The 21,097-nt window shown below is 46.7% G+C and carries 23 protein-coding genes and 1 tRNA gene; 15 read left to right on the forward strand and 9 right to left on the reverse strand.

Annotation, left to right across the window (positions count from 1 at the left end; all coding sequences use genetic code 11):
- Window positions 1-350: 350 nt before the first annotated feature.
- A complete protein-coding gene (gene phoH, locus ACFK9X_RS09870) occupies window positions 351-1,139 on the forward strand; it encodes a phosphate starvation-inducible protein PhoH (RefSeq protein ID WP_191964520.1) in 789 nt (262 codons plus the stop codon).
- Between the two features lie 105 nt (window positions 1,140-1,244).
- Here phoH and ACFK9X_RS09875 read toward each other — a convergent pair whose 3' ends face one another.
- The 3 genes from ACFK9X_RS09875 to ACFK9X_RS09885 form a co-directional block, all read right to left on the reverse strand.
- On the reverse strand, window positions 1,245-2,126 hold the full coding sequence (locus tag ACFK9X_RS09875; protein WP_000433673.1) for a MurR/RpiR family transcriptional regulator: 882 nt from the start codon (window positions 2,124-2,126) through the stop codon (window positions 1,245-1,247).
- A gap of 285 nt (window positions 2,127-2,411) precedes the next feature.
- The gene (locus ACFK9X_RS09880) at window positions 2,412-3,908 is read right to left on the reverse strand and encodes a sodium:solute symporter (RefSeq protein WP_151116302.1); all 1,497 of its coding nucleotides are present in this window, start codon (window positions 3,906-3,908) and stop codon (window positions 2,412-2,414) included.
- A 336-nt stretch (window positions 3,909-4,244) separates the two neighbouring features.
- Window positions 4,245-4,925, reverse strand: coding sequence for an N-acetylmannosamine-6-phosphate 2-epimerase (locus ACFK9X_RS09885; protein WP_151116303.1), 681 nt, complete (start codon window positions 4,923-4,925; stop codon window positions 4,245-4,247).
- Between the two features lie 505 nt (window positions 4,926-5,430).
- Here ACFK9X_RS09885 and ACFK9X_RS09890 point away from each other — a divergent pair.
- The 4 genes from ACFK9X_RS09890 to ACFK9X_RS09905 all read left to right on the forward strand — a co-directional run bounded on the left by ACFK9X_RS09890 (window position 5,431) and on the right by ACFK9X_RS09905 (window position 10,003).
- Window positions 5,431-6,585 carry an N-acetylneuraminate epimerase gene (locus ACFK9X_RS09890; RefSeq protein ID WP_000525759.1) on the forward strand — a complete coding sequence of 385 codons (1,155 nt, stop codon included), beginning with the start codon at window positions 5,431-5,433 and terminating at the stop codon, window positions 6,583-6,585.
- Between the two features lie 45 nt (window positions 6,586-6,630).
- Window positions 6,631-7,323 (forward strand): oligogalacturonate-specific porin KdgM family protein, encoded by a 693-nt coding sequence (locus tag ACFK9X_RS09895; protein ID WP_151116304.1) that lies wholly within the window; start codon window positions 6,631-6,633, stop codon window positions 7,321-7,323.
- A 282-nt stretch (window positions 7,324-7,605) separates the two neighbouring features.
- Window positions 7,606-8,886 carry an MFS transporter gene (locus ACFK9X_RS09900; protein WP_151116305.1) on the forward strand — a complete coding sequence of 427 codons (1,281 nt, stop codon included), beginning with the start codon at window positions 7,606-7,608 and terminating at the stop codon, window positions 8,884-8,886.
- A gap of 10 nt (window positions 8,887-8,896) precedes the next feature.
- Window positions 8,897-10,003, forward strand: coding sequence for a Gfo/Idh/MocA family protein (locus ACFK9X_RS09905; protein ID WP_000988589.1), 1,107 nt, complete (start codon window positions 8,897-8,899; stop codon window positions 10,001-10,003).
- Window positions 10,004-10,223: 220 nt separating this feature from the next.
- Here ACFK9X_RS09905 and tnpA read toward each other — a convergent pair whose 3' ends face one another.
- The gene (gene tnpA, locus ACFK9X_RS09910) at window positions 10,224-10,682 is read right to left on the reverse strand and encodes an IS200/IS605-like element IS200F family transposase (protein WP_000502121.1); all 459 of its coding nucleotides are present in this window, start codon (window positions 10,680-10,682) and stop codon (window positions 10,224-10,226) included.
- A 183-nt stretch (window positions 10,683-10,865) separates the two neighbouring features.
- Window positions 10,866-10,953 (reverse strand) — tRNA-Ser (locus ACFK9X_RS09915).
- Between the two features lie 235 nt (window positions 10,954-11,188).
- Here ACFK9X_RS09915 and ghrA point away from each other — a divergent pair.
- The 4 genes from ghrA (at window position 11,189) to ACFK9X_RS09935 (ending at window position 14,110) form a co-directional block, all read left to right on the forward strand.
- Window positions 11,189-12,127, forward strand: a complete 939-nt coding sequence (gene ghrA / locus ACFK9X_RS09920; RefSeq protein ID WP_000402552.1) for a glyoxylate/hydroxypyruvate reductase GhrA — start codon at window positions 11,189-11,191, stop codon at window positions 12,125-12,127.
- Between the two features lie 84 nt (window positions 12,128-12,211).
- Complete coding sequence (locus ACFK9X_RS09925; RefSeq protein WP_064013155.1) at window positions 12,212-12,949, forward strand: phosphatase; 738 nt, start codon at window positions 12,212-12,214, stop codon at window positions 12,947-12,949.
- Between the two features lie 23 nt (window positions 12,950-12,972).
- A complete protein-coding gene (locus ACFK9X_RS09930; protein ID WP_001001883.1) occupies window positions 12,973-13,527 on the forward strand; it encodes a molecular chaperone in 555 nt (184 codons plus the stop codon).
- 100 nt (window positions 13,528-13,627) lie between these two features.
- On the forward strand, window positions 13,628-14,110 hold the full coding sequence (locus ACFK9X_RS09935) for a DUF1097 domain-containing protein (protein ID WP_001546652.1): 483 nt from the start codon (window positions 13,628-13,630) through the stop codon (window positions 14,108-14,110).
- A gap of 38 nt (window positions 14,111-14,148) precedes the next feature.
- Here the strand turns inward: ACFK9X_RS09935 and csgG are convergent, their stop codons facing one another.
- Genes csgG through csgD form a run of 4 tightly spaced genes read right to left on the reverse strand, consistent with a single transcriptional unit; the run spans window position 14,149 to window position 16,502 of the window.
- Window positions 14,149-14,982 (reverse strand): curli production assembly/transport protein CsgG, encoded by an 834-nt coding sequence (gene csgG / locus ACFK9X_RS09940; RefSeq protein WP_001137620.1) that lies wholly within the window; start codon window positions 14,980-14,982, stop codon window positions 14,149-14,151.
- Window positions 14,983-15,008: 26 nt separating this feature from the next.
- Window positions 15,009-15,425 carry a curli production assembly/transport protein CsgF gene (csgF, locus tag ACFK9X_RS09945; RefSeq protein ID WP_001264073.1) on the reverse strand — a complete coding sequence of 139 codons (417 nt, stop codon included), beginning with the start codon at window positions 15,423-15,425 and terminating at the stop codon, window positions 15,009-15,011.
- Window positions 15,426-15,451: 26 nt separating this feature from the next.
- The gene (gene csgE / locus ACFK9X_RS09950; RefSeq protein WP_000833307.1) at window positions 15,452-15,847 is read right to left on the reverse strand and encodes a curli production assembly/transport protein CsgE; all 396 of its coding nucleotides are present in this window, start codon (window positions 15,845-15,847) and stop codon (window positions 15,452-15,454) included.
- 4 nt (window positions 15,848-15,851) lie between these two features.
- Window positions 15,852-16,502: a biofilm master transcriptional regulator CsgD gene (csgD, locus tag ACFK9X_RS09955; protein ID WP_000481520.1), complete on the reverse strand. Its 651-nt coding sequence runs from the start codon at window positions 16,500-16,502 to the stop codon at window positions 15,852-15,854.
- A 755-nt stretch (window positions 16,503-17,257) separates the two neighbouring features.
- On the opposite strand from csgD, the gene csgB reads away from it, so the two are divergent.
- The 6 genes from csgB to ACFK9X_RS09985 all read left to right on the forward strand — a co-directional run bounded on the left by csgB (window position 17,258) and on the right by ACFK9X_RS09985 (window position 21,097).
- On the forward strand, window positions 17,258-17,713 hold the full coding sequence (csgB, locus tag ACFK9X_RS09960) for a curli minor subunit CsgB (protein WP_000791655.1): 456 nt from the start codon (window positions 17,258-17,260) through the stop codon (window positions 17,711-17,713).
- Window positions 17,714-17,754: 41 nt separating this feature from the next.
- Complete coding sequence (gene csgA / locus ACFK9X_RS09965; RefSeq protein WP_000771416.1) at window positions 17,755-18,210, forward strand: curli major subunit CsgA; 456 nt, start codon at window positions 17,755-17,757, stop codon at window positions 18,208-18,210.
- 61 nt (window positions 18,211-18,271) lie between these two features.
- A complete protein-coding gene (gene csgC / locus ACFK9X_RS09970) occupies window positions 18,272-18,598 on the forward strand; it encodes a curli assembly chaperone CsgC (RefSeq protein ID WP_000557256.1) in 327 nt (108 codons plus the stop codon).
- Window positions 18,599-18,728: 130 nt separating this feature from the next.
- Window positions 18,729-19,049: a type 1 fimbrial protein gene (locus tag ACFK9X_RS09975; RefSeq protein ID WP_000111254.1), complete on the forward strand. Its 321-nt coding sequence runs from the start codon at window positions 18,729-18,731 to the stop codon at window positions 19,047-19,049.
- A gap of 88 nt (window positions 19,050-19,137) precedes the next feature.
- Window positions 19,138-19,674 (forward strand): O-acetyl-ADP-ribose deacetylase, encoded by a 537-nt coding sequence (gene ymdB, locus ACFK9X_RS09980; protein ID WP_151116306.1) that lies wholly within the window; start codon window positions 19,138-19,140, stop codon window positions 19,672-19,674.
- Window positions 19,610-21,097, forward strand: coding sequence for a phospholipase D family protein (locus ACFK9X_RS09985; RefSeq protein WP_151116307.1), 1,488 nt, complete (start codon window positions 19,610-19,612; stop codon window positions 21,095-21,097). Before ymdB ends, ACFK9X_RS09985 begins: the two co-directional genes overlap by 65 nt.

Raw genomic sequence — 21,097 nt, forward strand, 5'->3', positions numbered from 1 at the left:
GATGTTTTGTGTTGTACTTAGTAGTAATAGCGGTAGTTCCCCGGCAGTGATGGTCACTCACTATGGAGATCGCGAATGGTAATGTCCGCACCAGGACACATTGTTTACAGTAGTTACAACACCCTGTACGGACATTCTCTCTCCGGTGGTGGTCTTGTCACCTTAAAAGCTCTCATCATTTCCCTTACTGTCCATACCCATGACGTCATATGTGGTGCGCGTAGCCGTGTGTGGCGTCGTTTCAAAAAGCAAGCTAAGGCTTACAAGGAAGCCAACCCTCAGATGTGTGTGCGCATAATCGCGTTCAAGAGAACGCGGGTGATGTATACCTACAACTCAAGGTGCTATCCATGGGAAGACAAAAAGCAGTGATCAAAGCTCGTCGTGAAGCAAAGCGTGTGTTGAGACGAGATTCGCGTAGTCATAAGCAACGTGAAGAAGAATCGGTCACGTCACTGGTACAGATGGGCGGAGTAGAAGCCATTGGCATGGCGCTCGATAGTCGCGATACCTCTCCTGTTAAGGCGCGAAATGAAGCACAGGCGCATTATCTTAACGCTATCGACAGTAAACAGCTTATTTTTGCGACCGGCGAAGCCGGCTGCGGAAAAACATGGATCAGTGCGGCAAAGGCGGCAGAAGCATTGATTCATAAGGACGTCGAGAGGATCATTGTGACGCGTCCGGTATTGCAGGCTGATGAAGATCTTGGTTTTTTGCCCGGTGATATCGCTGAAAAATTCGCGCCTTATTTTCGTCCCGTCTACGATGTCCTGTTTAAACTGTTGGGCGCGTCCTTTATGCAATATTGTTTGCGCCCGGAAATCGGTAAGGTAGAAATTGCCCCGTTCGCCTATATGCGTGGGCGTACTTTTGAAAATGCGGTCGTGATCCTCGACGAGGCGCAAAATGTGACTGCGGCGCAAATGAAAATGTTTTTGACGCGATTAGGCGAAAATGTCACGGTCATTGTCAATGGCGATATTACGCAATGCGACCTGCCGCGCGGCGTGCGTTCCGGATTGAGCGATGCGTTGGAACGCTTTGAAGAAGATGAAATGGTAGGGATTGTGCATTTCAACAAAGACGACTGCGTGCGCTCGGCGCTTTGTCAGCGAACGCTTCACGCATACAGCTAATATAGCATTGACTTTCAGAGCCCGGGAGACCGGGCTTTGTTGTCTATAAAGCGTCCAGCAGACTCATGAACAAAAAAGGAAAATGACGCCTGTACGTGAAGGGAATTATTTTGTCATGTCCAGGGCATTCATTGTCCGTAATTTGCTTTCTCGGGCCTGTTCCGGCGAGGACTGTACAAGAAGGGTATAGAGCAGGTCAAAGACGAAAAGCTGCGCGGCTTTCGTACCGATCGAGTCACCTTGCAACATTCCTTGCCGATTACCATTGATCAGGCAAAAATCGGCCTCTTCACATAATGGAGAACCCAGATTATGGGTAATGGCGACTGTGGTGGCGCCAGCCTGTCGGGCCAATCGGAGTGAATGCACTGTTTCTGGCGATGTGCCCGAGTGACTGACACCCATCGCGACATCGCCTGCTTTTAATAGCGTAGCCTGCATGTACATAAAATGGTTATTGCTTACCGCATCGCCCCGTAAACCAATACGCATTAGCTTGTGTTTCATATCCAGCGCCGTGATCCCCGATGAGCCCACACCAAAGATATAAACTGAGTGACAGTGACGTAGGGCGTCCACGACACCGAGAACCTGTTGCATATCAAGCAGATTTAGCGTTTCAGATAATACATTACTAATGGTGTTCTGCAATTTTAAACCAATGGCGTGGGCATCGTCGGATTCGCTAACTTCGGCATCCAGTAGAGGACTACTGTCATCAGACTCGGTAGTGGCAAGTTCAATGGCCAGGTCCATTTTAAAATCCTGAAAACCTTTATAGCCCAGGGTGCGACAAAAGCGAATAACCGTGGCTTCTCCGGCCTGTGTGTCGCGCGACAAATCGGCAATAGATGACTGTGTCACCTGTCTGGGGAAGGCTAAAATATATTGCGCAATACGCTGGGAGGCACGTGTCAGGCTTTTTTGCATAGCACCCAGAGTGTCAAGGATTTTTCCGGGTTTAAGACGTGGGGGTTGAGGCTCCATATAGTTCCTGCTCTTGAGGGCTGATTGCGGCACAAAGCCTGCAATATCGAACAGAGCAGAGCCTATCAAGTCTGCGGCATGAAAAAAAGCGCGATGTAAGTAAAGGAGGAGGAATATTTACATCGCGTTGCCAACTTATGACAGAACATCACTGGAGAGTAATCTGTTTGCTCTTACGGTGTTTATAGCGCGCCATCTGTCGGATGGTTTATATCTGGCCCGGTATTGTCGCCCCGGGCGTTGGCGTCACCGTGTGCTGTGTCGGTATAGCGTGGTATCATGAAATCATAATGTCACCTTTGGTTCAGGTTTTTCATCCAGCGTCAATGGCGGTGCCGGGGCAAATAACGGGGCGAAAATAACGCCGCTGATCACCACGCTTAGCGAGCCAATGACCCCATAAAAGAAGAAGTTAAGGTCAGTGGCATAGCGTGCGCCCAGCACGGTAATGACGCTGATAATAATTCCTAAAACCGCACTCCCGGCATTTGCTCGTTTAAAGAAAATGCCCAGCATGAACAGACCGGTCATTGGCCCTCCCATCAGACCTATCAGACTATTAAATGCATCCCAGATTTCTGATTCATCGGCCATGACCAGCCATACCGAGGCCGCGCTACTTATCAGGCCCGCGACCAGAATAACTAACTTAGCTATTTTCATACGGTTTTCTGGCGTTCTTTTTTTATGACTCAAACGCTGATAGATATCGGAATTAAAACAACTGGAAATGCTGTTTAAGCTGCTGGAGATGCTGGACTGCGCGGCAGCGAAAATAGCGGCGATTATCAACCCTGCAATGCCGACTGGCATTTCGGTGACCACGAATAAGGGCAAAATGCCGCCAGTGTTGAATCCCGCCGGTAATAATTGTGGATGTTGCTGATAGTAGACAAACAATGCCGAGCCGATAGCAAAAAAGAAAACAAGGATCACAGCAACCAGTTTGGCATTTGTAAGTAATGTTTTCTTCGTTTCCTCTATGGAGTCAGTCACGATATAGCGTTGGACCACATCCTGACTGGCAGTAAATTGCTGAATATTGGCAAACAGAAAACCAATCATCAATACAGGTACTGTGCTTTCCGTCCAGCTCCAGTGGAACTGCGTAGCCGGAAAGAATTTATCCGCCTGCTGCGTCACCGTAAAAATTTCACCAATGCCGCCCTGGACTTTGAGACATATCACTATAAAAATCAGTATCGCGCTGCCAGAAAGTAAGAGGCCTTGAATAACATCAGTCCATATTACTCCTTCAATTCCACCCATCCAAGTATAAATGATACACATCACGCTAATCAACAGTACCAAAATCACCGGGTCTATAGCGATGAAGGGGCGCAAGGCCAGCACGGTGAGGAAAGTGATAATGGCGATACGTCCGATATGAAACAACATAAATGACATGCTGGCGAATAGACGGCAGCGCACATCGAACCGTGCTTCGAGATATTCATAGGCTGATGTGACTTTCAATTTCCGAAAAAACGGAATATAGAAATAAAAAACCAGCGGTAAAATTGCGATAGCCAGATACTGACCAATGATAAACGTCCAGTCGGAAGTAAACGCTTTGGCAGGAATTGACATAAATGTAATTGAGCTTAACGTAGTAGCAAATACACTGACCCCAGCCGCCCAACCAGGAACCCGGCCACCACCGCGAAAATAATCGTCTGCTGTTTTTTGCCGTCTTGAAAAATAGACACCGACTAACATCATGGCCAGGAGGTAGCCAAATAATACAAGATAATTAACGATGCCGAAAGAATGTGTAATCATAGTTCTTTCCTGCTTATGGTTTTGAGTAGAGTTGCGGTCATCGTCTGTGTATTTTTATCTTCCCATCATTCAGACGATACGATATTCAGATCAAGTAATAGTTTTTGTTAATCTCAATGACGGTAATCATGAGATGTAAAAGGCAGAGCATTTATGCTCCACCAATGGTGATGCCCAGACGTATGTCCTGCCGGATACCTGAAATAGCAGATATCCGATATTGCGTTCAAACAGGCTTCAGGCCTGGGGATCGTATTTGCCGATAGCATTATTAACGTCGGATTATTATCTGAGACATAAATATCAATAGTAAGCGTGTTCATTTTCTTTTCCTGTTCAGCGTTTTACTGCGTGACTGAACCACTGACAGATATGCTCGATACGGGTGATAGCGGAACCAACGGTAACTGCCCAGGCACCATGCTCAATAGCATTGGCCGCCAGTGCAGGCGTGTTATAGCGCCCCTCGGCAATAACACGACAACCTGCATGGCTCAGTTGTGTCACCATTGCCAAATCTGGCTCAACCGGCGTGATGGGGCCGGTATAGCCAGACAGTGTTGTACCAATGAATTCGATTCCTTTCTGATGGCAACTTATGCCTTCATTCACGGTTGAACAGTCTGCCATCGCCAGTAATCCATGCAGGCGAATACGTGTCAGTAAACTATCAATATCAACCGGGCGAGAGCGGAATGAGGCATCAAAAGCGATAATATCGGCACCTGCCTGCGCCAGGGCGTCAACATCCTGTAAATAGGGAGTGATACGGACTGGCGACCCTGTAAGGTCACGTTTAATTATCCCAATAATAGGAACAGAAAGATGGGGACGAACAGCCCGCAGATTCTCAATGCCTTCAATGCGCACAGTGACCGCACCCGCCGAAGCCGCTGCCTGTGCCATTGCAGCCACAATTTCAGGTTTATCCATAGGGCTGCCTGGTACCGGTTGGCATGAGACAATCAGCCCACCGTTTTCGTGTACACTTTGTTCCAGCCTGGCTAATAGTGACATCCAGTTCCGCCTTATATATTTTGAAGTTTTGCTCCGTTTTATGTTATGTTGTGGAGTGTTGCTGCATCAAGCAAAAAGATAGAAAAATGTGAACACAGTCATAAGGTATGTTTGTTATTCAATTACTGCGCCAGCGGATTTGAGGCTATAACCTGAAGCTACAAGACAAATACAATTCACTCTGACGGCAGCATGCTGTATTTTATTAACTGCTTCCGGCATAAAGATAAAATGCTCAGAAGGAGCTTATACGCCACGGGATAGCCAGTATGAAATGCATCACATAATTCTTGTTGTATTTATTCGAATGCTATCACTAATGAGTTTGACCATAACAGGTCACCCATAATCACTTCTAACATCACCATGGTGTGCTTTTACCTCGCACATGATAACCCCATGTAATTATTTTTAGCGCTTGGTCACATTTTGTCATTATCATTGTTGAAATTGTGCACCATAAGATCACTAATGATGAAGCTTTACTCCAATTGTATTTCTTCGCATGGGGATGCAGATGAAAAATTTTAAGAAAATGATGACGCTAATGGCGCTATGTTTATCAGTCGCTATCACCACATCAGGATATGCAACGACGCTTCCTGATATACCAGAACCACTGAAAAATGGTACTGGCGCTATTGATAATAATGGCGTGATTTATGTCGGCTTAGGTACCGCAGGGACATCCTGGTATAAAATTGATCTTAAAAAGCAACATAAAGACTGGGAGCGTATAAAGTCGTTTCCTGGTGGAGCTCGTGAGCAATCCGTGTCGGTATTTTTAAATGATGAGCTTTATGTTTTTGGTGGCGTAGGGAAAAAAAACAGTGAATCACCGTTGCAGGTTTATAGCGATGTGTACAAATACTCACCGGTGAAAAATACATGGCAAAAAGTTGACACTATATCTCCAGTTGGATTAACAGGGCATACGGGAGTAAAATTAAATGAAACGATGGTACTTATTACCGGAGGGGTTAATGAGCATATCTTTGATAAGTATTTTATTGATATAGCGGCTGCGGATGAAAGTGAAAAAAATAAAGTCATCTATAATTATTTTAATAAACCTGCCAAAGATTATTTTTTTAATAAAATCGTATTTATCTACAATGCTAAAGAGAACACATGGAAGAATGCCGGTGAGCTGCCAGACGCGGGGACGGCAGGATCGTCATCGGTAATGGAAAATAATTTCCTGATGCTGATTAATGGTGAGCTCAAACCGGGTTTACGTACCGATGTGATTTACCGCGCCATGTGGGATAACGACAAGCTAACATGGTTGAAGAACAGCCAGTTACCGCCATCGCCTGGAGAACAACAGCAAGAAGGGTTGGCCGGAGCATTTTCGGGCTATAGTCACGGTGTCCTGCTTGTCGGTGGTGGCGCGAATTTTCCGGGAGCAAAACAAAATTATACCAATGGAAAGTTTTATTCCCACGAAGGAATAAATAAAAAATGGCGAGATGAAGTCTATGGTTTGGTTAATGGCCATTGGCAATATATGGGTAAAATGAAACAACCTCTCGGCTATGGTGTATCAGTAAGTTATGGTGATGAAGTTTTCCTTATTGGTGGTGAAAATGCTAAAGGGAAACCTGTTTCGTCTGTAACCTCCTTTACCATGCGTGATGGTAATTTATTAATAAAATAATTTTTTAAATACAAAAATAAAGTTAATTGATGAGCGGAGTATTTTATGAAAATCAACAAATATCTTCTGGGTATGGTTTCGTTTATAGCATTTTCATCATATCTACAAGCGGCAACCCTTGATTATCGGCATGAATATGCTGATAGAACCAGAATTAATAAAGACCGTATTGCTATAATTGAAAAGCTTCCTAACGGCATTGGTTTTTATGTCGATGCCAGCGTTAAATCGGGAGTAGTAGATGGTGAGCAGGATAAGCATTTAAGCGATCTCGTCGCAAACGCTATAGAACTGGGCGTAAGTTATAATTATAAAGTTACGGACAATTTTGTTTTGCAGCCTGGATTTATATTTGAAAGCGGTCCAGACACTTCAATTTATAAGCCTTATTTAAGGGGGCAATATAATTTTGATTCTGGTGTTTATATGGCTGGTCGTTACCGTTATGACTATGCAAGGAAGACAGCTAACTATAGTGATGATGAGAAAACGAATAGATTTGATACTTATATAGGTTATGTTTTTGATGAGTTGAAATTAGAATATAACTTTACTTGGATGGATAGCGATCAAATTAAATTTGATAACAAAAAAACAAACTATGAACATAATGTGGCTTTAGCCTGGAAACTGAATAAGTCATTTACACCATACGTTGAGGTCGGAAATGTAGCGGTGAGAAATAATACCGATGAGAGACAGACCCGTTATCGCGTTGGATTACAATACCACTTTTGAGAAAGGTTAAAGAGTTACTGTACTAATCTTTGCTTAGTATTCATATCGATAATCTTATAGCCCGTAGCTACGTTACAGAACGTTAGACTTTGTCTTGAGTATTCACGTCCTTAACGTAGCTACGAATAAGGATGATAAACAATGAATATACGTCTTACATAGCTACGATCTCAGGCGGTTGTCGGAAAGTGCCGGTTGATTGTGTCTTATTCGGCAATTGATATGACTTAAAAATTAATTCCGTAAGCATTTCAGACGGTAACAGCAAATAAGGGTTTTATTGTGATAGCAAAATTCTTCCCGTGGTATAGCGAGATAACACGTCCACAAAAAAATGTTTTATTTTCAGCATGGCTGGGTTACGTTTTTGACGGCTTCGACTTTATGCTGATTTTCTACATTATGTATCTGATCAAGGCTGACTTAGGATTGACAGATATGGAGGGCGCATTCCTTGCCACAGCGGCCTTTATTGGGCGACCATTTGGCGGGGCGCTATTTGGTCTGCTGGCAGACAAATTTGGCCGTAAGCCGTTGATGATGTGGTCGATAGTTGCCTATTCTGTAGGTACAGGGTTAAGTGGCCTGGCTTCCGGTGTAATTATGCTGACGCTTAGTCGCTTCATTGTCGGTATGGGGATGGCGGGGGAGTATGCTTGCGCTTCTACTTATGCCGTGGAAAGTTGGCCAAAGCATTTAAAATCTAAAGCGAGCGCATTTCTGGTTTCAGGTTTCGGTATTGGTAACATCATAGCAGCCTATTTTATGCCGTCATTTGCCGAAGCGTATGGTTGGCGTGCTGCTTTTTTTGTCGGTTTGCTACCCGTTCTTTTAGTAATCTACATCCGGGCCAGGGCTCCTGAATCTAAAGAGTGGGAAGAAGCTAAACTCAGTGGTCCCGGAAAGCATTCACAAAGTGCCTGGTCAGTTTTCTCTTTGTCAATGAAAGGGCTATTTAATCGAGCTCAATTTCCACTGACATTATGTGTATTTATTGTTCTGTTCTCTATTTTCGGCGCAAACTGGCCGATCTTTGGTCTACTGCCTACATATTTGGCGGGAGAGGGCTTTGATACGGGTGTGGTCTCTAATTTAATGACGGCGGCGGCATTCGGCACTGTATTGGGAAATATCGTTTGGGGTCTGTGCGCAGATAGAATTGGTTTGAAGAAAACGTTCAGCATTGGTCTTCTCATGTCCTTTTTATTCATTTTCCCGTTATTCAGAATTCCGCAAGATAATTATTTACTGCTGGGCGCATGTTTATTCGGTTTAATGGCGACTAACGTAGGTGTTGGCGGGTTGGTTCCCAAATTTCTCTACGACTACTTTCCTCTTGAGGTTCGTGGTTTGGGTACCGGGCTGATTTATAATCTTGCTGCGACATCAGGCACATTCAATTCAATGGCGGCGACCTGGCTTGGAATAACAATGGGGCTAGGCGCTGCGCTAACGTTCATTGTTGCTTTCTGGACCGCAACAATTCTACTCATTATTGGCCTATCCATTCCGGATAGACTAAAAGCACGTCGTGAAAGTTTTCAATCAACAAAAGAATTTTAATAGAGGATAAATGATGACGAAATACGGTGTTGTAGGTACAGGTTATTTTGGCGCTGAACTGGCGCGATTTATGTCTAAGGTTGAAGGGGCGAAAATCACTGCGATTTACGATCCGGTAAATGCGGCTCCGATAGCGAAAGAGTTGAACTGTGTCGCCACTGCAACGATGGAGGCGCTTTGTACCCATCCTGATGTGGATTGCGTAATTATTGCTTCACCAAATTACTTACATAAAGCGCCGGTCATTGCGGCGGCTAAAGCGGGTAAACACGTGTTTTGTGAAAAACCTATCGCCTTAAATTACCAGGATTGTAAGGATATGGTTGATGCCTGCAAAGAAGCTGGTGTTACCTTTATGGCGGGTCACGTTATGAACTTTTTTCACGGGGTTCGCCACGCTAAAGCGCTCATCAAAGCCGGTGAAATCGGTGAAGTTACACAAGTTCACACTAAACGTAATGGTTTTGAAGACGTGCAGGATGAGATCTCATGGAAGAAGATTCGCGCAAAGTCAGGTGGGCATCTGTACCATCACATTCACGAGCTAGATTGTACACTGTTCATCATGGATGAAACCCCATCCCTGGTTTCAATGGCGGCGGGGAATGTTGCGCACAAAGGTGAAAAATTTGGTGATGAAGATGATGTTGTCCTGATCACCCTTGAGTTTGAAAGCGGTCGTTTCGCGACACTTCAGTGGGGATCATCGTTCCACTACCCTGAGCACTATGTATTAATTGAGGGCACGACAGGTGCAATTCTCATTGATATGCAAAACACGGCTGGTTATCTAATAAAAGCGGGCAAAAAAACACACTTCCTTGTGCATGAAAGCCAGGCGGAGGATGATGATCGTCGCAACGGTAACATATCCAGCGAGATGGATGGCGCAATCGCTTATGGTAAACCCGGTAAACGTACGCCGATGTGGCTCTCATCAATTATGAAACTGGAGATGCAGTACTTGCATGATGTGATAAACGGTCTGGAGCCAGGCGAGGAGTTTGCTAAATTGCTAACGGGAGAAGCGGCGACAAATGCCATTGCTACCGCTGATGCTGCGACGCTTTCCTCAAACGAGGGGCGCAAAGTAAAACTCACTGAAATTCTTGGCTAAAATGGGAAGCCGGATGGTGGTGTTATTACCCGGTGGCGCTGTGCTTATGTAGACTGGATAAGGCGCCCGTGAACTGTGCCGCCATCCGGCAATGGACGGGGGCTTAATGCGAATAAATATCCTCCGGCATAGCCGGAGGTTTTTCAGATGCGCCTGTAAGGCTCTCTTACCAGCCGCGCCCTAACAGGCGCATACGATCTGACATTTGCATCAAACTTCGTTACTTACGGCCCGTAAACGGGCTGCCCGGATAAGGGATCGATAATTGCTCACCCATTTTATCCTCTTCAAGCTGGTGCTTTATGTATTCCCGTATCTTCGCCGTGTTCTTACCCACCGTATCGACATAGTACCCTCTGCACCAGAACTCCCTGTTCCTGTATTTGAATTTTAGATCCCCAAACTGCTCGTAAAGCATCAGACTACTTTTACCCTTCAGATATCCCATGAAGCTCGACACACTCATCTTCGGCGGGATCTCCAGAAGCATGTGAATATGATCTGCACAACATTCCGCTTCCAGGATTCGTACGTTTTTCCATTCACACAATTTTCTTAATATGCTGCCTACTGCCCTACGCTTCTCTCCATAGAACGCTTGTCTTCGGTATTTGGGCGCGAAAACTATGTGATATTTACAGTTCCATCGGGTGTGCGCTAAGCTCTTTTCGTCCCCCATTGGGACCCCCTTTTGATTTCTTGTTGAACTTTTGCAGTTGCCAGACCGCAAGATGTTTTAACAAATCAAAAGGGGTTTTAATAACTGGCTTAAAGCTGAAAGCTTTCCGGAACCCCCAGCCTAGCTGGGGGTTTTCCATAGACAAAAAAAGCCCGTACATTCGTACGAGCTCTTTCTTAAATATGGCGGTGAGAGGGGGATTCGAACCCCCGATACGTTGCCGTATACACACTTTCCAGGCGTGCTCCTTCAGCCACTCGGACACCTCACCAAATTGTCGCTCCAACATTACTGGAACGGGCGCTAATGTAGGGAAATATCTTTTCTACGTCAATCAACTTTTTTAAAAAAAAGCGCGTTTATACAAACTTCCACCAATCTGTGGTTTTAATAAGCGAAAACTGCTTTTTTTGCCCGCGCCGGGAAATTTGCTATGCTGCACATCCCGTTGAAAACGCTGATAACAGGCGCAATCACATTCCGCACAATACTGCTCAGGAGATAACATGGAGATAATTTTTTATCACCCGACATTTAACGCCGCCTGGTGGGTAAATGCGCTGGAGAAGGCTCTCCCACATGCGCGCGTTCGTGAATGGAAGGTCGGTGATAACAACCCCGCAGACTATGCGCTTGTATGGCAGCCCCCGGTTGAAATGCTGGCCGGAAGACGCTTAAAAGCCGTCTTTGCGCTGGGCGCGGGGGTGGATGCAATTCTGAGTAAATTAAATGCGCATCCGGAAATGCTGGACGCCTCCATTCCTCTGTTCCGTCTGGAAGATACCGGAATGGGCCTGCAAATGCAGGAGTATGCCGTCAGCCAGGTCTTACACTGGTTCCGTCGTTTCGATGATTATCAGGCGCTGAAAAATCAGGCGCTATGGAAACCGTTGCCGGAATATACCCGCGAAGAATTTAGCGTCGGTATCATGGGCGCAGGGGTGCTGGGCGCAAAAGTGGCAGAAAGTCTACAGGCGTGGGGGTTCCCGTTACGTTGCTGGAGTCGTAGCCGCAAATCCTGGCCTGGCGTGGAAAGTTATGTGGGGCGTGAAGAGCTGCGCGCTTTCCTGAACCAGACGCGGGTGCTGATTAATCTGCTGCCGAATACGGCCCAAACGGTAGGAATTATTAATAGCGAATTGTTGGATCAATTGCCGGATGGCGCTTACGTGCTGAACCTCGCGCGCGGCGTGCATGTTCAGGAGGCGGATCTGCTGGCTGCACTTGATAGCGGTAAGCTAAAAGGCGCGATGTTGGATGTCTTTAGCCAGGAACCGTTACCGCAGGAAAGTCCATTATGGCGCCATCCGCGAGTCGCCATGACGCCGCACATTGCGGCAGTCACCCGTCCGGCGGAAGCCATCGATTATATTAGCCGCACCATTACCCAGCTGGAGAAGGGAGAGCCGGTGACGGGGCAGGTGGATCGGGCGAGAGGATATTGATATCAACCCGGCGCGGGCCGGGTTTCGCTAAAAAACGCTGGCGATACCTGCTATCCTTGTCGGAAATGACTACAGGAGAGAGCAATGTATCCCGTTGACCTGCATATGCATACCGTCGCCAGCACTCATGCCTACAGTACTCTGAGCGATTATATCGCGGAAGCCAAACGCAAAGGCATTAAACTTTTTGCGATTACCGATCATGGTCCGGACATGGAAGATGCGCCGCATCACTGGCATTTTATTAACATGCGCATCTGGCCGCGTCTGGTTGACGGCGTGGGGATACTGCGTGGCATTGAGGCGAATATCAAGAACATTAACGGTGAAATTGATTGTTCCGGAAAGATGTTCGACTCGCTGGATCTGATTATCGCAGGCTTCCATGAGCCCGTTTTTGCGCCACATAATAAAGAAACCAATACCCAGGCGATGATCGCGACCATCGCCAGCGGCAAGGTGCATATAATTAGTCACCCCGGAAATCCAAAGTATCCAGTGGAGGTTAAAGCCATCGCGCAGGCGGCGGCGAAACACCATGTAGCGCTGGAAATCAACAACTCTTCTTTTCTGCATTCGCGTAAAGGAAGCGAAGATAATTGCCGCGCGGTCGCTGCCGCCGTACGCGATGCGGGAGGCTGGGTAGCGTTAGGCTCTGATTCCCATACGGCCTTTACGCTTGGCGATTTCACCGAATGCCGGAAAATTCTGGATGCGGTGAATTTTCCGGAAGATCGAATCCTGAACGTCTCGCCGCAGCGCTTACTGGCCTTTCTCGAATCACGCGGTATGGCGCCTGTACCGGAATTTGCCGAACTTTAATCGTTATTTATGGGAAGATATCAATGAATGAGTTTTCAATCCTGTGCCGTGTGCTGGGATCGTTGTTTTACCGCCAACCGCAAGATCCTTTACTGGTTCCGCTGTTTACGTTAATCCGTGAAGGTAAACTGGCGGCAAACTGGCCGCTGGAGCAGGATGACATGCTGGCGCGTTTACAGAAAAGCTGCGATATCACGCAGATTTCCACTGATTACAATGCGTTATTTGTTGGGGAAGAGTGCGCGGTAGCGCCATACCGCAGTGCGTGGGTCGAAGGCGCGGAAGAGTCTGAGGTGCGCGCTTTTTTAACGTCGCGAGGGATGCCGCTGGCCGATACGCCTGCCGATCACATTGGCACTTTATTGCTCGCGGCCTCCTGGCTGGAAGATCAGTCTGCCGAAGATGAAAGTGAAGCGCTGGAAACCTTATTTGCCGATTATCTGCTTCCCTGGTGCAATACCTTCCTCGGTAAAGTTGAAGCCCATGCCGTTACGCCATTCTGGCGCACTCTGGCGCCGCTAACGCGTGATGCGATAGGGGCCATGTGGGATGAACTTCAGGAAGAAGATGAAGAATAATGTGATGTAAATCACCCTTAACTGCAACTGGTTTTACATCATTGCATAAAATGTGTGCGTGATCTCATTAATGCGCCGCTTTTCTGTTATGATGCGCGCCATGAACATACTTCTTTCTATTGCTATCACGACGGGCATCCTTTCTGGAATATGGGGATGGGTGGCCGTCTCCCTGGGGTTACTAAGCTGGGCCGGTTTTTTAGGTTGTACGGCTTATTTCGCCTGTCCGCAGGGCGGCTTTAAGGGATTGTTAATTTCCGCCTGTACGCTGTTAAGCGGTATGGTGTGGGCGCTGGTCATTATTCACGGTAGCGCGTTGGCGCCGCATCTGGAAATTGTCAGTTACGTGTTGACGGGGATCGTGGCATTCCTGATGTGTATCCAGGCAAAGCAGCTATTGCTTTCTTTTGTTCCGGGAACATTTATCGGCGCCTGCGCGACATTTGCAGGGCAGGGTGACTGGCGGTTGGTATTACCGTCGCTGGCGCTGGGGCTAATCTTTGGCTATGCCATGAAAAATAGTGGGCTATGGCTGGCATCACGCCGCGAGCAACATTCAGCGAATACGGCGGTCACAAAATAAAAAAGCGTGGGGTTCTTCCCCACGCTTTGTCGTATTCATCAGGATTCTGGCGGTACTGACAGCTCACGGTATTTCACCAGAATATCATTTTGCCTGTCCGCTTTATTCTGCAAATCCCACAGTCCGCGATCGATACCATCATTAATGAGGAAGATAACGCCGGTTTCAATGGCTGACATCAGACACAGCATCACCGGTTCGTTCGAGGTATAGCCGATTTCGCCTTCCAGTAAGCGCTGGTAATCAATAAAACGGAACACGCCTGCCTGTACTTCATAGGAAAGGATCGTTTTACTGGTGTTCACCGAAGAAAGGATCTCGCCCGTACTGACGTTAACCACGCGCAGGTTGACAGCAATCTGATCCAGCTGATACTGCGTATCGGCGCCAATACCGAAATATCTTGCGCCGACCCCGCCGGATTTGACGTTACTTTCATAACCAATAATAGAACCTTCCACCATAATATTTGCCGCCGTCAGCGACTGAAGCGGGATACGGTTATTCATCGCCACGGTGCCGTTTTCCTGGGCTGCGCGAATAATTTTCCGTTCATTCAAAAGATTCTGTAAGCCTTGTCGTTCCAGCGGGATAAACCAGCGCGAATCTTTCAGCGCAGTGACCAACATAGCGGTGGCGCTCTGCGGCACAGCCGTAGAAAAGTTACTTGCCGGGTAAGGTTTAAATTGGCCCGTTTCATCCTGAATGTTATATACCGAAACAAAGATCTTACCGGTGGGAGCAGGTAAGTGCGTCAAATCTTTGTAACTTTGTGCGCGGGGCATTAATGTCGGTTTCGCAGCTTGTTTCGGCGGGGCAGTTAAGCATCCGCTCAACAATAAAACGGCAACCAAAATAAGTAAGCGCGGCATGATTTATATCCTTTAGTGACTGTAGCTTAAAAATCGGTTGACTGAGTTTGTAAACCTGACACTTCGATGGTCGAGGTTCTTCCCGTTTTTCTGTCCGTGACGTTGAGCTGGAGCTGTCCGTCGCGATTAGCGATATCGATAATAAAATCGTTGGTCACCATACGTCCTGGTTTCCCGGTATTAATATTGGTCAACAAGCCGCCCAGAATTTGCGATTGAATAGCCTGCGTAAAGTTATCCAACGCTGAGGGGGTTTCGATACCAAAATCGTTATCATAAGCGGGGTCTTTATATGAATTTTGCGCCTGGGCGCTATTCAATAAAAAGGAACCGTTATTGGGGTTTCCACCAAAGTTAGGATTACGGAACTGGAACGTCATATTTCCAGCCCAGGTTAAGGGCGAAAAAAGCATGAGCAGCACTACTGCATGTTTAACACGCATGACAGCCTCCGGATAAAAATCATGTTTTAGAATTCATCACGCGCTAAATCACTCGTACTTAATAGCGTTTGATCTATTTGTCGGCGATTTAATGCTTCCTCTGTTTGCGCTAATGCGAAGACGACGGTTTTCTCGAAGTCTCTTTTCATTGGAAATAAAAAGGTCTGGAAAATAACGTCCTGATTTACCGTTATGGTGATCCAGCTTCCCCAACGCGCACTGGGTCTTTCATTAATGGTCAGATTGCCGGTGTATTCGCTTTCCCATTTGTCGCTGAATGCACGATAGAATTCATGTCCTATCGAAGAGACGGTATGGTCGGTTAACAATCCGGGAACCTCGACTTCAACTTCATTGGCATGCAGGTTTCCGGTAGCGAACAGTAACTCTGCTGCTACAATCCAGGTCAGATAGCGTTTCATGGCCTTACCGCCTGAGATTATCGTTTGCCCATGAAACTGCCTGGGTGCGATTTTTGACAGCTATCTTTTTGAAAAGATTATAAAGATGTGTCTTAACCGTATTCTCGCTGATAAATAGCGACCTCGCGATTTCATTATTAGAGGCACCAATACGTAACTTATTGAGGATCTCTTTTTCGCGATGAGTGAGTAATGCGGACTCGGTGCTGTTGTAGCGGTAATTTCCTGAGTGCGTAATCAGGTAACTGGCTAATTTTTGTGAAAAATAGCATTCGCCACGCAGAATACCCTGTAATCCGCTGACCACGTGTTCCTGGTCTTCAGTGGCGTAAAACACGCCGTTAATATGAGGCCAGTTTTCAATTTCACGGTAGGGATAATCGTCAGGGGTATTTAACAATAATGTTTTTATATTATTGTTTTGGCGGCTTAAATTATCCTGCCAATAGTGGATAAGCTTCTTATCCGCTTCCATCATATCCATTAAAACAATGCAACTGGCTGAGATATCTTCCAGAGAACGTTGAATATTATGCAGTTTTCCGGTTATGGCCAGCGATTGCTTTAAATGTTGCAATAATGCCGTAGCTTGCAGAGATGGCTTTGTGATCAACAATAGTGTGTGACCATGACTACTATGGACTTCATTAAACATGATGAAACTCCACTTTTTTTAATCGCACATCTGACAGCTGCCCCCATAAAATAAAGGCACCAGAAGTACTGACAGATGTTGCACTGCTGTGGGTTGAAATAGCCCATTATCCAGAAAGAGAAAAATATTTACGAAAATACTTTTAACTGTTTTCAATCTAGCCATTACAAATCTTAAAGCAAGTGTTAAACTTGTAACAAGATGTAAAAATATGTATTAAAATGTTTTTTTTGGGTTTTTTTGAAGTTTAGATTTGATAGTAAAGTTGTACATTTCGCTGTTATTGCATAGATTTAAAAAATCATACAAATTATAATAATTCATTGATTTTTAATCATTTTAATTATTATATGTTATGTTTTGATTTTATTTTTTCTTAAAATTTGAGACGTGGCATTAACCTGGACAGCACAAAGACAAAAAAAAACGAAGTGTGTCACGTCTTGTGCGTATTGCCCCCCATGGGAAGCATAAGAACATCCCCATGGCGGCATAACACACACCAACACTTCATTTTTTGGGTTCGCGATACACTCTCTTCTGTGGCCAAAAATCAATTATAAAAAATCACATGGCTATCGTTTTATTAGTACTTTGGTATGAGCTTAAATAACAAAATACCACGCGTGGGTGAGTTATTAAAAATGTTTCCACGGACATACTCTTCATCGTAACGACGCGTTAACAAAAAACGCATGTCGCTAACAAGGTAATAGATAATTTTCGCTATGTACGACCAGGTCCAGGGTGACAGCATGAAAAACAAATTGTTATTTATGATGTTGACAATACTGGGTGCGCCTGGGATTGCAACCGCGACAAATTATGATCTGGCTCGTTCAGAGTATAATTTTGCGGTAAATGAATTAAGCAAGTCTTCATTTAATCAGGCGGCCATTATTGGTCAAGTCGGCACGGATAATAGTGCCAGAGTACGCCAGGAAGGATCAAAACTATTGTCCGTTATTTCACAAGAAGGAGGAAATAATCGGGCGAAAGTCGACCAGGCAGGGAATTATAACTTTGCGTATATTGAGCAAACGGGCAATGCCAACGATGCCAGTATATCGCAAAGCGCTTACGGTAATAGTGCGGCTATTATCCAGAAAGGTTCTGGAAATAAGGCCAATATTACCCAGTACGGTACGCAGAAAACAGCAGTTGTAGTGCAGAAACAGTCGCATATGGCTATTCGCGTCACCCAACGCTAATACCGTTACGACTTTTAAATCAATCCGATGGGGGTTTTACCATGAAACTTTTAAAAGTGGCAGCATTCGCAGCAATCGTAGTTTCTGGCAGTGCTCTGGCTGGCGTCGTTCCACAATGGGGCGGCGGCGGTAATCATAACGGCGGCGGCAATAGTTCCGGCCCGGATTCCACGTTGAGCATTTATCAGTACGGTTCCGCTAACGCTGCGCTTGCTCTGCAAAGCGATGCCCGTAAATCTGAAACGACCATTACCCAGAGCGGTTATGGTAACGGCGCCGATGTAGGCCAGGGTGCGGATAACAGTACTATTGAACTGACTCAGAATGGTTTCAGAAACAATGCCACCATCGACCAGTGGAACGCTAAAAACTCCGATATTACTGTCGGTCAATACGGCGGTAATAACGCCGCGCTGGTTAATCAGACCGCATCTGATTCCAGCGTAATGGTGCGTCAGGTTGGTTTTGGCAACAACGCCACGGCTAACCAGTATTAATTTAGCGTCTGCGCTAATAAAAAAACAGGGCATAAGCCCTGTTTTTTTTCGGGAGGAAATTATGCATACTTTATTGCTCCTTGCCGCACTTTCAAATCAGATTACGTTTACCACGACTCAGCAAGGCGATATTTACACGGTGATCCCTCAGGTCACATTAAACGAACCCTGCGTCTGTCAGGTGCAAATTCTCTCTGTGCGCGACGGCGTCGGGGGACAAAGCCATACACAGCAAAAACAAACGCTATCTTTACCTGCTAATCAACCGATTGAGTTGTCTCGTCTTAGTGTAAATATATCTTCAGAGGACTCGGTTAAAATTATTGTTACTGTTTCGGACGGACAATCACTGCATTTATCACAACAATGGCCGCCTTCTGCACAGTAGTTTTTGATGGTGGCGGAAATGGATTGGCTGACCTGGGTATAAAGAGGCGATAAAAGCGTCTCATCGTCTCGGCATGTCGCTATAAGGTAACGCCGAACCCTCGAGGATGACTAATCATTGAGGAGTTAACATGTCCGTAATCAAGAAAAATATCCCTGCCATAGGCCTGTGTATCTGCGCTTTTTTTATCCATTCTGCGGTAGGGCAACAAACGGTACAGGGCGGCGTTATCCATTTTCGCGGCGCGATTGTTGAGCCACTGTGCGATATTTCTACTCACGCCGAAAATATTGATTTAACCTGCCTGCGCGAAGGTAAAAAGCAAATGCACCGGATTGACCTTCGGCAGGCATCTGGATTACCGCAGGATATTCAGTCCATTGCGACGGTACGGCTGCATTATCTCGATGCGCAAAAAAGCCTGGCGGTGATGAATATTGAGTACCGTTAACGGCGGTGTCATAGATATAAAAAGAGCGACTCTGTTGAAAGCCCTGCTGTACACTTTGCAGATAAGGTGAGACAAAGGGGGGGGGGTTATGACATCACGTCTTCAGGTCATACAGGGTGATATCACTCAACTTAGCGTCGATGCGATTGTGAATGCCGCTAACGCATCATTAATGGGCGGCGGCGTAGACGGCGCGATTCATCGCGCGGCGGGGCCGGCATTGCTGGACGCCTGTAAACTCATCCGCCAGCAACAGGGCGAATGTCAGACGGGACATGCGGTTATCACGCCTGCTGGCAAGCTTTCGGCAAAGGCGGTTATTCACACAGTGGGGCCCGTCTGGCGAGGCGGCGAACACCAGGAAGCTGAGCTACTCGAAGAGCCATACCGGAATTGTTTGCTGCTTGCCGAGGCGAATCACTTTCGTTCCATCGCTTTTCCGGCAATCAGTACCGGCGTTTATGGCTATCCACGCGCCCAGGCCGCTGAAGTCGCCGTCAGGACGGTTTCAGATTTTATTACCCGTTACGCTCTGCCTGAACAGGTATACTTTGTCTGTTATGATGAAGAAACTGCCCGGCTTTACGCAAGATTACTTACTCAGCAAGGCGACGACCCTGCCTGATAAAACACGCCTGGAGCGTTCCGTTGAACCGCTATGCGCGCGCCATCCCGGAGAGTGCGGCATTCTCGCGTTGGATAACAGTCTGGACGCTTTTGCCGCCCGCTACCGCCTGACCGAAATGACGGCGCGGACGCTGGATGTGCAGTATTATATTTGGGAAGACGATATGTCCGGGCGGCTGCTCTTTTCGGTTCTGCTGTCGGCGGCGAAGCGCGGCGTTCATGTTCGTCTGCTGCTGGATGATAACAATACGCCTGGTCTGGATGATACGTTGCGCTTGCTGGATAGTCATCCTAATATCGAAGTTCGTCTGTTTAATCCTTTCTCTTTTCGTACGCTACGCGCGCTGGGATATTTGACGGATTTTGCGCGGCTGAATCGGCGGATGCACAATAAAAGTTACACTGCCGACGGCGTAGTGACGCTGGTCGGTGGGCGCAACATCGGCGATGCCTATTTCGGCGCTGGAGAGGAGCCGCTATTTTCCGATCTGGACGTGATGGCCATTGGCCCGGTGGTCAATGATGTCGCCAATGATTTTGAACGTTACTGGCGCTGTAGTTCAGTGTCGACATTGCAGCAAGTATTATCCCTTTCTGAGCAGGAACTGACGCAGCGTATCGAACTTCCCGAATCCTGGTATAACGATGAGATCACCCGCCGTTATCTGCATAAGCTGGAAACCAGCCAGTTTATGGCGGATCTCGATCGCGGAACGTTGCCGCTGATTTGGGCAAAAACACGCTTGCTTAGCGATGACCCTTCTAAAGGCGAGGGGAAGGCGCAGCGCCATTCGCTTCTTCCGCAGCGATTATTTGACGTGATGGGGTCGCCGACGGAGCGTATCGACATTATTTCCGCTTACTTTGTCCCTACGCGCGCAGGCGTGGCGCAGTTGCTTAATCTGGTCAGGAAAGGCGTGAAGATCGCCATCTTAACTAACTCTCTGGCGGCCAACGATGTGGCGGTCGTTCACGCAGGGTACGCGCGCTGGCGCAAGAAATTACTGCGCTATGGCGTGGAGCTCTACGAACTGAAACCGACCCGCGAACATGAAACCGCCGTACATGATCGCGGACTCACCGGGAACTCAGGTTCCAGCTTACATGCTAAAACGTTCAGTATTGATGGTAGTAAGGTGTTTATCGGGTCGCTTAATTTTGATCCCCGTTCAACGCTTTTAAATACCGAAATGGGCTTTGTCATTGAAAGTGAAACGCTGGCGACGCTTATCCATAAGCGTTTTACACAGAGCCAACGCGATGCGGCCTGGCAACTGCGGCTGGATCGCTGGGGACGAATTAACTGGATCGATCGTCAGCAAGAAGAGGAAAAGGTGTTAAAGAAAGAACCCGCTACGCGTTTCTGGCAACGAGTTCTGGTACGGTTGGCGGCAATTTTACCTGTTGAATGGCTGCTTTGA

The organism is Salmonella sp. WC3 (assembly GCF_042932255.1).
GTDB classification, from domain to species: domain Bacteria; phylum Pseudomonadota; class Gammaproteobacteria; order Enterobacterales; family Enterobacteriaceae; genus Salmonella; species Salmonella enterica.